Source organism: Methylobacterium marchantiae (assembly GCF_042679825.1).
In the GTDB taxonomy this organism is placed as follows: domain Bacteria; phylum Pseudomonadota; class Alphaproteobacteria; order Rhizobiales; family Beijerinckiaceae; genus Methylobacterium; species Methylobacterium marchantiae.
The window spans coordinates 1-12,636 of the sequence record NZ_JBHTND010000031.1 but is presented as its reverse complement, the minus strand read 5'-3'; the positions used below and the strand labels follow the sequence as shown (position 1 = coordinate 12,636).

Genomic DNA, 12,636 nt, shown 5'->3' with positions numbered 1-12,636 from the left:
GAAGGACCGCTCCTCGATCAAGGCGTGTCGAGCCTTTTGTCTGCCCAGTCAAAAGGCCGCCGTCGCTCCCGCGACGGCGGCCTTTCTCGTGAGAATTGCCCTTCTGCCTACTTCGCCGCCACCGCCTCGGCCGGACGCCTGACCTGGAGGTCGGGCGGCACGGCCGCATCGCCCTCGGGGCGCTTGGGGTCCGGCTGCTTCGGCGGGGGGCCGAGGAAGGCGGGGACCACGAAGAACGCGGCGACGAGGGTGAAGAACAGCGACAAAGCGAGGAGCTTGCCCATGCTGGCCGTGCCGGGATGACTCGACAGGACCAGCGAGCCGAAGGCCGTGCCGGTGGTCAGCGCCGAGAAGAAGATCGCCCGCGTCAGGCTGGAGGCCAGCATGTCGGTGACGCCCGCCCGCCAGGCGATGACGTAGTAGATGTGGAAGGCCACGCCGACCGCGAGCATCAGCGGCAGGGCGATGATGTTGGCGAAGTTGAGCGGCATGCCGACGACATGCAGGGCCATCAGCGTCCACAGCGTCGCCAGCACCAGCGGCCCCAGGGTCATCGCTACGTCCCACGGCTTGCGCAGGGCCACCGACAGGATGATGAAGATCGCCACGAGGGCGGTCAGCGCGGCCTGCACGAAGGCGCCGAGGATCGTGTAGCTCGACGAAGTGGTCGCCACCGGCGCCCCGGTTGCATGCGGGGCCACCGTCTGCACCTCCTTGGCGAAGCGGCGCAGGACGACATTGTCGTTGGCATCGCCGCTCGGATGGACCTCGATCCGCGCCCGCCCGTCGCTGGCGATCCATTCGGCCTTCAGCTTGGGCGGGATGTTGTCGAGGGTCACCTTCTGCGGCGCGAGGAGTCCGCGGAGCCGGACGAGCAGGGTCTTGAGGTCGGTGGTCACGGCGACGTTGGCGGACTCGCGCACCTGCGGCGTCGCAGCGGCGAGGCTGTCGAGGGTGCCCGCCAGGGACCCCGCGGCCTTGGCTCCGGCGGAATTCCCCGTGGAGACACCCTTGAGGGCCGTGGCGGCCTCCCTCAGCGCCTTCACCGTGTCGGCATCGGTGGGGGGCGGCGGCTTGCGGACGGGATTGAGGATCGGTCCGAGCAGCTCCGCCGTCTCTGCGATCGTCGCGAGCTTCTGGTCCTGGTCCGGCGGCACGAAGGTCTCGATGTCGATGACCTTGGCCACCGAAGGCAGGGCCTTCAGCTTCGCGGCGAGCTCCGGCACCGCGGCGACGGAGGGCGCGATCACGTCGATCAGGTTCGGGCTGGTCTCCGGATCCTTGATGAGATCGAGATAGGTCGAGATCGATTCCACCTTGGTGCTGCGCAGGTGCATCGGGTTGGAATCGAAGGGCAGCTTGAACAGCAGCGGGATGCCCGCCACCGTGATCACGCCGACGACGATGAGCACGAGCTTGCGGTGCTCGATGATCCAGGGGTCGACGCCGGAGAGCCAGGTCGTCTCGACGGCCTTGGCCTCGCCCTTCGGCTTGAACACGGCGATCAGGGCCGGGAGCAGCGTCAGCGCGAAGACATAGGCCACGATCATGCCGACGCCGGCGATGAGGCCGAGTTCGGACACGCCGCGGAAGGCGGTGGGCAGGAAGGCGAAGAAGCCGGCCAGGAGCGAGATGGCGGCCAGGCTCAGCGACCAGCCGACACCCCGCGCGGCGGCGCGGATCGCGCTCGGCAGGTCGGGCTGCTCGAAGCGGTCGGCCCGGTAGCGCACGGCGAACTGGATGCCGAAATCGATCCCGAGCCCGACGAACAGGGCGGTGAACGCCACCGAGATCGGGTTCAGCTCGCCCACCATCAGCAGGCCGAGGGCGGTGGTGACGATCAGGCCGGCGAAGGTGGTGATGATCACCGCGATGACGAGCGGACCCGAGCGCAGGGCGAGCCACAGGAACAGCACGATGGCTGCGACGGTGACGCCGTTGTTGAGCAGCGCATCGTCCGAGAGGGTGGCGAACTCGTCATCGGCCACGGCCACGGGGCCGGTGAGGCGCATGCGCGGGTTGTCCACCCCATCGAGGCCGCCGAGGGTGTTGATCGTCAGCTTGGTCGCGAGGCCGCGGACGAGGGCGGAGGCCTCGGCACCCGGCTGAAGCGCCGCGTAATCCAGCTTGGGCTGGATCATGATGAACTTGCGCAGCTCCGTGCTCTGGGCCTTGCCGCTTGAGAGGAGGAGCTGCCACGACAACCGGGCCGGCTCTCCGGCCAGCACCTTCCGCAGCACCTCGTCGATCCGCGTCATCGGACCGTCGAGATCCTCGATCTTGGCGTCGCCGCTCTTGATGCCCTTGGCGCCGAGGCCGAGCACGCGCATCACGCCGCGCAGCGTCGGGTCGGCCGCGAGAGGCCCGAGCAGACCCTGCTGCTCGACGAGCTGCTCCATGGTCTTGGTCAGCTCCTCCTGCGACATCAGCAGGAAGCCGTTCTTGTCGTAGAACGGGCCGCCATCGGGGCGGTAGACGGTCTCGATCTGGTCGGGATGGTCGAGAAGGGCCTTGGCGAGATTGGCCGCGGCCTCCTCGGCGACCTCGGGCGTCTTGCCGTCGATGACCGCCACGAGGGTGCCGGTCCGTTGCGGGAACGCCTTCTCGTAGTTGATCTCGTCCTGGCGCCAGGGCACGTCCTTGTCGATCAGGCGCTCGACATCCGTGTTGATGCGGAACAGGTGCGCGCCGAGCGCCGCGCTTCCGACGGTGAGAATCGCCACCAGGGTGATGACGAGCCAGCGCCGATGGACGGAAAACGCGACGAGACGTTCGATCACAAGTATCCTGCCTGACTAGCGACACGGTCGCCCGAGCATGACCGGCCAGCCTCGCGAATGCGATGGGCGGCGGGCGCACTCGGCACGGGACCGGTCTCGGTCCTAGGGTCGGTTACCACTTGGCAGCGCAATCCACGAGTCCCGGCAGCGCAGCGCGCCGCTCCGGACACATGAATTCCGTGTCGATGGGTCACCGGATGTCATTCGCGCTCGCACGTGCACGCACGAGCAGCGGTCCATATCGCTCGATCGTTTCCGTAATGACCCGCAGACGGGAATGCAACGCGGGGAGAATACCGGGCGTCGCAGTACGGCGCAGGTGCCCGCCGATGTGCGCCCGCGCACTGCAGCATGCCCCGTCCCGGTTGAAAGGCGATGTTTCAGGCGGCTGGGACACAGGGAAGCGCCGAGCCGGGAGGCCGCCGGGAATGGCGCAGTTCTGGCATTCCCTGACCGAATAGGAAAAAGCACCGGGCTTTGCGATAAGGCATCGAAGTCGGCTCGATGTCGACGCGGTAGTCACCACCCGACCTGTGGCCGGCCAACCTGTGGCTGGATTGTCCCAGGGCCGCGCAAACACGTTCCGCCCACCGGGCAAGGCGAGCCCATCGAGAGCGGTTCCAACCTAGTTCGCTGGAATTCCGCCGCTTTTCACGGTAATGCACCCGATCATATCGGGGCCAAAAATAAGGAGCCGCGTCTTGGGTATTCCCCTCCGTTACGTCGCGAAGATTGGCGGCTACATTCTCAAGCAGCACCTCACCGGTCGCAAGCGCTACCCGCTCGTGATGATGATGGAGCCGCTGTTCCGCTGCAATCTCGCCTGCGCCGGCTGTGGGAAGATCGACTATCCGGACGAGATCCTGAACAAGCGCCTGCCGGTGGCGGACGCGCTGGAATCCGTACGCGAGTGCGGCGCACCCATGGTGGTGATCGCCGGCGGCGAGCCGCTTCTCCACAAGGATCTGCCGCAGATCGTCGAGGGCATCATCGCGCAGAAGAAATTCGCGATCGTGTGCACCAACGCGCTGCTGCTCGAGAAGAAGATCAAGGACTACAAGCCCAGCCCGTACTTCACCTGGTCGATCCATCTCGATGGCGACAAGGAGATGCACGACCAGTCGGTGTGCCAGCGCGGCGTCTACGACAAGGCCGTCGCCGCCATCACCAAGGCGAAGGAGATGGGCTTCCGCGTCACCATCAACTGCACCTTCTTCAACAATTCCTCGGCCGACAAGATCGCCGATTTCTTCGACACCGTGACGAAGCTCGGGATCGACGGCATCACCGTCTCCCCCGGCTACGCCTACGAGCGCGCCCCCGACCAGCAGCACTTCCTGAACCGCAAGGCCACGAAGGACCTGTTCCGCGGCGTGTTCCGGCACGGCAAGGAGAAGGGCCGCCAGAACTGGACCTTCCAGCAGTCGGGCCTGTTCCTCGACTTCCTGGCCGGCAACCAGACCTACCATTGCACGCCCTGGGGCAACCCGACCCGCACCGTGTTCGGCTGGCAGAAGCCCTGCTATCTGCTCGGCGAAGGCTATGCGGCCACCTTCAAGGAATTGATGGAGGAGACCGACTGGGATTCCTACGGCACCGGCAATTACGAGAAGTGCGCCGACTGCATGGTCCATTCGGGCTACGAGGCCTCCTCGGTGGTCGATTCCGTGAAGAAGCCGTGGAAGCCGCTGATCCACGCCATCCGCGGCATCAAGACCGAGGGCGAGATGGCTCCCGAGGTCAGCCTCGAGAACCAGCGCCCGGCCGAGTTCGTGTTCTCCCGCAACGTCGCCCAGAAGCTGTCCGAGATCAAAGCCTCGGGCGTCGACACCAAGCGCGAAGCCCGCAACCGCACGGCGGCCTGACCCACTTCACACGACACGGTTTATCGAAACGAGAAGCCCCGCGATGCCGATGCATCGCGGGGCTTCTCGTTTTCCGCTCGGGCGAAGCTCGGGCCCGTCAGGCGTCGGGTAGCCCCAGGCTAGGGCCGAAGGCGGCGCGAGACCGCGAGAGCGCCCCGAAGGCCCGGCCCGAATCGCGGGCGAGGCGGATCAGCGCCGGCAGATGCGCGGGGCGCCGGGCGAGCGCCGCCAGAACGGCGAGGATGTCGGGATCGCCGTTCGGTTTCAGCGCCGTCGCGACGAAGGCGGGCAGGGCGCGACCGGCCGGGTCGCACACCACCCGGATCGCCGCGAACGGAAGCCCGTGACGATCGGCGAAATCCGCGGCGACATGGGATTCCATATCGACCGCCGCCGCGCCGGTGCGCGCACGAAGCCCTGCCTTCGCCTCGACGCTCATCACGGCGGCGTCGACCCCGGCGAGGTCAGCGCCCAGCGCCCTCACACCGGCCCGAGACAGGGCGGCGAGGAGCGCCGCGCGGTAGCCGAAATCAGTCTCGCGGCGGCCCGCATCGCTGACGATGCCGGTGGCGATGACGATGTCACCGGGAGCGAGGGCCGGATCGAGCCCTCCCGCGATGCCGAAGCTCACCACCGCCCGGCATCCGGGCTCGGTGCGGGCGGCGAGGAGCGTGCGCAGGCGCTCGGGCGACCCGCCGGCCCCCACGGCCTCGATTCCGGGACCGGTAGCGAGCCGCGCCTCCTTGGAGAGGCCGGTGACGGCGAGGATGGGGAGCATGGGAAAATCCGGAACGCGAAATTCCTCCCCCCTCTGCGGGGGAGGGTGCCTGCTGCGCAGGCGGGAGAGGGGGCGACCTGTCCGGAGATGGCGCTCCCCTCATCCGACCCGCTGCGCGGGCCACCTTCTCCCGCAGAGGGGAGAAGGGAAGGTTCCGAAAGGGCCTACATCCCGTAGGCGACGGACCGCGTGTTGCTGCGCTTGAGGTTGCGATACCGGGCCATGGCCCAGAGCGGGAAGAACTTCGGGTAGCCGTGGTAGCGCAGGTAGAACACCCGCGGGAACCCGGTCGCCGTGTAGCGCTCCTCGGACCAGAATCCGTCGGCGCCTTGCGTCCGCGTCAGGTAGTTGATGCCCCGCGTCACCGCCGGATCGTCCGCCTCGCCCGCCGCCATCAGGGCGAGGAGCGCCCAGGCGGTCTGGGACGCGGTGGAGTAGCCGGGCTCGAAGGCCGGATCGATCTTGTAGGACGAGGCGTCCTCGCCCCAGCCGCCATCCGGGTTCTGGATGCGGATGAGCCAGGCCACCGATCTGCGGATTTCCGGCGAGGCCGGATCGACGCCGGCGGCGTTCAGCGCGCACAGGACCGACCAGGTACCGTAGATGAAGTTCATGCCCCAGCGGCCGTACCAGGAGCCGTCCTCCTCCTGGTCGTCGAGGAGGTATGTCACGCCGCGATCGAGGGCCTTGGAGGTCTCGCGGGTCTCGCCGAGCTGCGACAGCATCGAGACGACGCGGGCGGTGACGTCGGCGGTGGGCGGATCGAGCAGGGCGCCGTGATCCGAGAACGGGATGTTGTTGAGGTAATGATGGTTGTTGTCGGCGTCGAAGGCCGCCCAGCCGCCATCGCTCGATTGCAGGCCCTCGACCCATTCGCGGGCGCGGGCGATGGAGACGGCGTAGTCGGGCACGTCGGCGACGAGCCCGTGCTGTCGCGTCGCCCGGTCCATGGCCATCACCACGACGGCGGTGTCGTCGAGGTCGGGGAAGTGCGGATTGGCGTATTGGAACGCCCAGCCGCCGGGACGGACATTGGGACGGCCGGCCGCCCAGTCGCCCTTGATGTCGAGCACCTGGAGCGGACGCAGCCAGTCGAGGCCGCGCCGGGCCTGATGCTCGGCATCGGGTCCGCCAGCTTCGAGCAGGGCATGGCCGGCGAGTGCCGTGTCCCAGACCGGCGAGAGGCAGGGCTGGACGTAGGCCTCGTGCTCCTTGACCACCACGAGCTTCTCGACGGCCTCGCAGGCGATCCGCACCTGCGGGTGATCGGCGGGATAGCCCAGCACCTCGTACATCAGCACGGTGTTGACCATGGCCGGGAAGATCGCGCCGAGGCCGTCCTCGCCGTTGAGGCGCTCGCTCGTCCAGGCCACGGCCTTGTCGATGCCGCGCTGGCGGCGCTTCTTCGGGAAATAATCCTGCGTGACCTGCAGCAACCGGTCGATGGCGCCGAAGATCGGCGTCCAGGGCCAGGTCGCGTGCGGGCTGCCGGGCCAGGACCGGACGTGGTCGGGGGGCGTCACGAACAATTCGGCGACGCCGAGCCCGAGCGGGTTCTTGGCGAGCGGCTTCTTGGCCTGCAGCACCAGCAGGGGCACGATCACGCAGCGCGCCCAGTAGGAGATCTTGTCGAGGTGAAAGGGAAACCACTTCGGCAGGTGCATGATCTCGACGGGCATCACCGGCACGGCGCGCCACGGCACCTCGCCGAACAGGGCCAGCAGGAACCGCGTGAACACGTTGGAATTGGCGGCGCCGCCGCGCGACAGGATGGCCTCGCGGGCGCGCCGCATATGCGGGGCCTCGATCGAATCGCCGACGAATTTCAGCGCGTAATAGGCCTTCACGCTGGCGCTCATGTCGAACGGGCCGTCATGGACGAGGGCCCAGCCGCCATGTTTGCCCTGCGTGCGGCGCAGGTAGTTGCCGATCTTGGCCATCAGGTCGGGCGGGATGGTCGTCGCCCGGAACTGGTGGAACATGATGTATTCGGAGGGGATCGTCGCATCCGCTTCGAGCTCGAAGCAGAGATGCCCGTCCGCATGGACGAGGTTGGTCAGGGCCTGCGTCGCCCGCATCACCCCATGCTCGACGTCGTCCAGGGAGATTTCCTGGGTCTTGGGACGCTGTAGCGTCTCGACCTTCTTGAATGCCTCTCGCATCGTCCTCGCCTCGAGCGCCGCCATACACGGCCCCTTCCTCACGCCGCGCCGCGCGCCACAGCTTCACGGCGCGCAGGCGCGCCCCTGAGGAGCGCTTGCGCGGCCGTCGTTCCCGAACGGATCGCTCCCTCGATCGTCGATGGCAGGCCGGTCGCGGTCCAGTCGCCTGCCAGGACGAGATTGTCGTGGGCCGTCACGGCGCTCGCGCGTCGTGCGGCCTCTTCGGGCGTCGCCGCAAAGGTCGCCCGCTTCTCCTTGACGATCTGCCAGCTTGGCAGTTCCGGTGCAAGTCCGGTCAAAGTCGAGAGCTCGGCCCAGATCTGCCTGGCCAAGTCTTCGCGCGACACATCGAGCAGGCGATCCGCACCGCTGATGGTCACCGACAGTCGATCGGGATAGGCGAACAGCCATTCCGTCAGGCCGTTCACCACGCCCAGAAGTAACGGCGAGCCCTGTGGAGGAAGAACCGCGAAATGGGCGTTGACGATGGAGCGGTAGGATTTCGGCGCGGAGAGACCGGGGATCAGGTCGGCGGCGACCCAGGGCGGCAGCGCCAGCACCACCGAATCGTCCGGGCCGAGCGTGACCGATTCGTCGCTGAAGAGCAGGGTGTCGACACGTCCCTCGCCGGCACCGAGACCGCGCAGGCGACGGCCGAAGCGCAGTTCGGCCCCGCGCTTCTCGAGATAGGCGAGGGCCGGATCGACGAAGGCCGCGGAGAGACCGCCCACGGCGATCAGCGGACGGCAGGCGGCGCCGCCCGCGCCCAGCGTCTCGCGCAGGATGGTGGCGGCGAGCCCGACATCGCTCTCCTGCGGGTCGGTGTTGAGCGCGGCGAGAAGCACCGGATGCCAGAGACGCTCGTAGAGCGGCCCGGAGCATTCCATGCGCTCGCCGATCGTGCCGCCGCGGCCCGGCGCCTTGCCGGACGCGGCTCGCAGGATGCTCAGGGGCGCGAGGTAATCCATGGCCCGGCTGCCGGGCACGCGGCGCGAGGCCTGGAGCACCCACCACGGCACCCGGCCGGCATTCGGCCGCAGGGTCCAGCGCTCGCCGGTCTTCAGGTCGGCGAAGGGGAATTCGGCTTCCTCCGGCCCGGTCAGAGCGTCCGAGGGCGCATCGACCAGCTTGAGGAAATCGAGTGCCGAGCGGTTGCCGGACAGCAGCAGGTGATTGCCGTTGTCGATGGTCAGGCCGAGCGTCGCATCGAAATACGAACGGCAGCGCCCGCCCGCCTGCTTGGCGGCCTCGTGCACGATGACGCGATGGCCGCGCTCGGCCATCGACACGGCGGCCGACAGGCCCGCGAGGCCTGCACCGACGACGTGGACCGTTCCGGTCTGCGTTCCCGTCATCACAGGATCCCGTGGCGCAGGGCGACGCCGAGGAGGGCGAGTTTCGAGGGCTTCACCCGGGCGCGGGGCATGGCCCAGCCGCGCTTCAGCACCGCGTCGAGATAGAGCCGGTAGGCCGCCGCCATCAGGCGAGGGGCCTTGGTCTCCCTGCGCGGGCTGCGATCGATGATCGCCCAGGTCTCGGAATAATGGTCCTGCGCTTCCTTCGCCACGGCGAGGCAGACCTCGCCGATACGGGGATGGGCGATGGCGCTCTGCGGCGTCGGGTCGGCGAGGCCGATGGCGGCGAGCTTCTCACGTGGGAGATAGAGGCGGCCGCGCTCGGCATCCTCGTCGATGTCGCGCAGGATGTTGGTGAGCTGCAGCGCGCGGCCCTCGTGATGGGCGAGGCGGATGCCGTCGGCCTCGGGCAGGCCGAAGATGCGCACGGACAGCCGCCCGACCGCACTGGCGACCCGGTCGCAATAGAGATCGAGGGTGGCCTCGTCGGGGGCGACGATGTCCTCGAACGCATCCATCGCCATGCCGTCGATGACCGCCTGGAAATCCTCGCGCAGCAGGCCGTAGCGCCGGATGGGCACCACGAGGTCGCGCACGCGCGGGGCCGGGTTGCCGGCATAGAGGGCGTCGATATCGGCGCGCCAGCGGTCGAGTTCGGCCGCGCGGACCGGCGCCGGTCCGCCATCGTCGGCGACGTCGTCGACGGAGCGGCAGAAGGCGTAGACCGCGTACATCGCCTCGCGGCGATCCTTCGGCAGCAGCCGCATGGCGGTGTAGAACGAGGAGCCGGCGGCAGGCAGGGCGGCTTCCCGCGTCTCCGCGGTCGCGGGAGCGGGCGATGCGGTGGCGCTCATGGCCGGGCTCCGTGGCTCGCGACGCGCATGGCCTGACGGCGGAGAATGCGCGAGCGGAGCGGGCGCCGCGCCAGCGTCGCGGCGATCCCGCCAAGCGCCGTCAGGGCGAACCCCGCCTTGCCGTGATGGACCTTCTCGGAGAGCGGGTCGCGGGTGAGCAGCCCCTTGGTGAGCACCACGGCGAGCCGGTGGATCGCCGCGATCTCGAGGCTGAGGCGCAGGTCGTCGATCAGGTCGGGCAGGATCGCGCCCTCGTCGAGAAGCACCATCGTCCGCTCGGCGAGTTCGCGGATGACGGCGCGCAGGGCAGGGGACGCCCTGTCGGCGGCCAGCGCCTCCACGGTGACGCCGTGGCGGTCGAGCACGTCCCTGGGCAGGTAGACGCGGTCGTTGCGGCGGTAATCCTTCGCGCAATCCTGCAGGTGGTTGATGATCTGGAGCGCGGCGCAGATCGCGTCCGACGGTCCCCAGACCACGGCAGGGTTCTCGCCATGGACGTCGAGGACGTAGCGCCCGACCGGCATGGCCGAGAGCCGGCAATAGGCGATGAGGTCGTCCCAGTCCTCGTAGCGGTTCTTCACGGCATCGAGACGGAAGGCGTCGAGGAGTTCGAGGGCGTGGGTCGGCGGCAGGCCGCGCGTGGCGAGTTCGCGCTTCAGCGGCTCGGCCTCCGGGTCGGACGGCCCCTTGCCCGTGAGGGCATCGGCGAGCCGATCCAGGAGCGCGATCTTGCGCTCGGGCGGCAGCTCGGCATGATCGGCGACATCGTCGCCCGCCCGCACGAAATCGTAGAACGCCAGGATGGCGCCGCGATTCTTCGGGTGGATCAGGTGGGAGGCGACGGGAAAGTTCTCGTCCTTGTGCCCCTTGCCCGAACGCGCATCCGTCGCGTTGTCGAGGGTGGCGCTCACTTCACGTATCCCGACTGGCGGAACCACGCGAGGGCGTCCGACAGGCCCTCGCGATAGGGCCTCGCGGTGTAACCGAGTTCGGCCCGTGCCTTGGCATCGGTGAAGAACATGCGGTAGCGCGACATCTTGATCCCGTCGATGGTCGCGAACGGTGCCTTGCCGGTGAACCGGGCCATCTGCTCGGAGACGAACGCGATCGGATAGACCACGGCGCGCGGCAGGTTGATCGTCGGCGGCTTGCGCCCGACCATGCCGGCGATGTCGGCGAGCATCTGCGACAGGAGCACGTTCTCGCCGCCGAGGATGTAGCGCTCGCCGGTCCGCCCATGGCGCAGGGCCAGGAGATGGCCGTGTGCGACGTCGTCCACATGGGCGAGGTTGAGGCCGGTATCTACGAAGGCCGGCATCCGTCCGAGCGCCGCTTCCACGATGATGCGGCCGGTGGGCGTCGGCTTGACGTCGCGGGGGCCGATGGGCGTCGACGGGTTGACGATGACGACGGGCAGGCCGTTGCGTGCCGCCATCTCCTCGACCACGCGCTCGGACACGACCTTGCTGCGCTTGTAGGCGCCGATGGCCGTGCCGGGGGTCAGGGGCCGGGTCTCGTCGGCGGGCGTGCCGTCGTCATGCGGCTTGATGGTGGCGACGCTCGACGTATAGACGATGCGCTCGATCCCGGCGCGCAGGGCTTCCTCCATGAGGATGACGGCGCCGTCGCGGTTGGTGCGGACGATCTCCTCCGGGTCCGGCGCCCAGAGCCGGTAATCGGCGGCGGCATGGACGAGGTAGCGCTGTCCGGCGAGCGCGGCGGCGACCGATGCACGGTCGCGCATGTCGCCCTCGACGATCTCCACGTCGGTCCAGACGAGGTTGGTGCGCGGGGACGAGGCCCGCACCATGATCCGCACGGAAAAGCCCGCCTTGCGGAACACGTCCACGAGAGCGGCACCGAGAAAACCACTCGCACCGGTGATGAGGACCGGGCCGGCATCGAAACGGCTCTCGTCGAACCTGCCGGAAGGGGTCGCCTCTGTCATTTCTCTCGTAGGGTCAGGGGATCGAACGGGAATCGGACCGTAACGGCCCGACCTCAGAAGCGCGCTTTTGTCATCGATACCGGCGCCGGACAAGCGCAGGGGAGCCACACCCAGGAATGGTCGTGCGCCACAACACAAGCGATATCGGGCATTCTCGATCGTGTCGGAGGCCGGACCCGATCCCCGCTCGCGCCGGAAATCTGGAACGCTCGCTCGGTTTCAGCCGCCGCGCCTACCGTGGCAGTGGGTCGCAAAATTCGAACTATGGTAGGATACCGCGTGGAGGCCCATCGATGAGCGATATCGTAGATCAAGCCGCCGAGGCGATGCGTCGGATGCCACCAGCCGAGCGGGACAGCGTCGTAAACGCGATTCTCATGCCTGCCCGCCGGAATGCCGCAAGCGACATCGAGCCCGATGATCTGCCATTCGTTCTGGAGGGGCTGGCACAGATCGGTCGCGGCGACGTCATCGAAGGGGAAGCAGACGCGCTCGTCGCCGCAGCGTTCGAGCGGCACCGGCCTCGCTCAGCGATGTAAAGACAGTGAGGCTGCTTTTCTCTCGACGTGCAGCGGACGATCTCGACCAGATCGCGGCCTACATCACTCAGACCTCTCCACAGGCCGCGAAATACGTCGAGGCCGGCCTCGCAAAAGCCCTTCGGATGCTCACCGAGCAGCCCAATGCGGGGCGTTCGATTGCGTGAATCAAGCGCCTGCTGCACGGGCGCGGGAGGTGATCGCACGATCGGTGCGTCACATCCCGCCCGAAGATGTCAGGCCAGCCGGAGGCGGCCGGCCTTCTGTCCCGGCAGCGCCGCATTGACGGTCTTGACGATGCCGTCGGCGTCGAGGCCGGCCTCGGCGTACATCGTCTCCGGGCTGTTGTGGTCCT

At 68.2% G+C, this 12,636-nt stretch carries 10 protein-coding genes; 3 read left to right on the top strand and 7 right to left on the bottom strand.

Features of this window, described 5'->3' with window-relative positions; genetic code table 11:
* Positions 1-107: 107 nt before the first annotated feature.
* A complete protein-coding gene (locus ACFQ4G_RS18315) occupies positions 108-2,780 on the bottom strand; it encodes an MMPL family transporter (protein ID WP_238208937.1) in 2,673 nt (890 codons plus the stop codon).
* A 701-nt stretch (positions 2,781-3,481) separates the two neighbouring features.
* Between ACFQ4G_RS18315 and hpnH the strand changes: the two genes are divergently transcribed.
* Positions 3,482-4,645 (top strand): adenosyl-hopene transferase HpnH, encoded by a 1,164-nt coding sequence (gene hpnH, locus ACFQ4G_RS18310; protein WP_238208936.1) that lies wholly within the window; start codon positions 3,482-3,484, stop codon positions 4,643-4,645.
* A 97-nt stretch (positions 4,646-4,742) separates the two neighbouring features.
* Here the strand turns inward: hpnH and ACFQ4G_RS18305 are convergent, their stop codons facing one another.
* The 6 genes from ACFQ4G_RS18305 to hpnA form a co-directional block, all read right to left on the bottom strand.
* Entirely contained in the window at positions 4,743-5,423 is a 681-nt protein-coding gene (locus ACFQ4G_RS18305; RefSeq protein ID WP_238208935.1) for a phosphorylase, read from the bottom strand.
* Between the two features lie 164 nt (positions 5,424-5,587).
* Positions 5,588-7,585 carry a squalene--hopene cyclase gene (shc, locus tag ACFQ4G_RS18300; protein WP_238208934.1) on the bottom strand — a complete coding sequence of 666 codons (1,998 nt, stop codon included), beginning with the start codon at positions 7,583-7,585 and terminating at the stop codon, positions 5,588-5,590.
* A 38-nt stretch (positions 7,586-7,623) separates the two neighbouring features.
* Positions 7,624-8,940 (bottom strand): hydroxysqualene dehydroxylase HpnE, encoded by a 1,317-nt coding sequence (gene hpnE / locus ACFQ4G_RS18295; RefSeq protein WP_238208933.1) that lies wholly within the window; start codon positions 8,938-8,940, stop codon positions 7,624-7,626.
* On the bottom strand, positions 8,940-9,794 hold the full coding sequence (gene hpnD, locus ACFQ4G_RS18290; protein ID WP_238208932.1) for a presqualene diphosphate synthase HpnD: 855 nt from the start codon (positions 9,792-9,794) through the stop codon (positions 8,940-8,942). Before hpnD ends, hpnE begins: the two co-directional genes overlap by 1 nt.
* Entirely contained in the window at positions 9,791-10,705 is a 915-nt protein-coding gene (gene hpnC / locus ACFQ4G_RS18285; protein WP_238208931.1) for a squalene synthase HpnC, read from the bottom strand. Before hpnC ends, hpnD begins: the two co-directional genes overlap by 4 nt.
* Complete coding sequence (gene hpnA / locus ACFQ4G_RS18280) at positions 10,702-11,742, bottom strand: hopanoid-associated sugar epimerase (RefSeq protein ID WP_238208930.1); 1,041 nt, start codon at positions 11,740-11,742, stop codon at positions 10,702-10,704. Before hpnA ends, hpnC begins: the two co-directional genes overlap by 4 nt.
* Before the next feature lie 293 nt (positions 11,743-12,035).
* On the opposite strand from hpnA, the gene ACFQ4G_RS18275 reads away from it, so the two are divergent.
* Positions 12,036-12,281, top strand: a complete 246-nt coding sequence (locus ACFQ4G_RS18275) for an acetyltransferase (RefSeq protein WP_238208929.1) — start codon at positions 12,036-12,038, stop codon at positions 12,279-12,281.
* A gap of 5 nt (positions 12,282-12,286) precedes the next feature.
* The gene (locus tag ACFQ4G_RS18270; protein WP_238208928.1) at positions 12,287-12,448 is read left to right on the top strand and encodes a type II toxin-antitoxin system RelE/ParE family toxin; all 162 of its coding nucleotides are present in this window, start codon (positions 12,287-12,289) and stop codon (positions 12,446-12,448) included.
* The last annotated feature ends 188 nt before the right edge of the window (positions 12,449-12,636 follow it).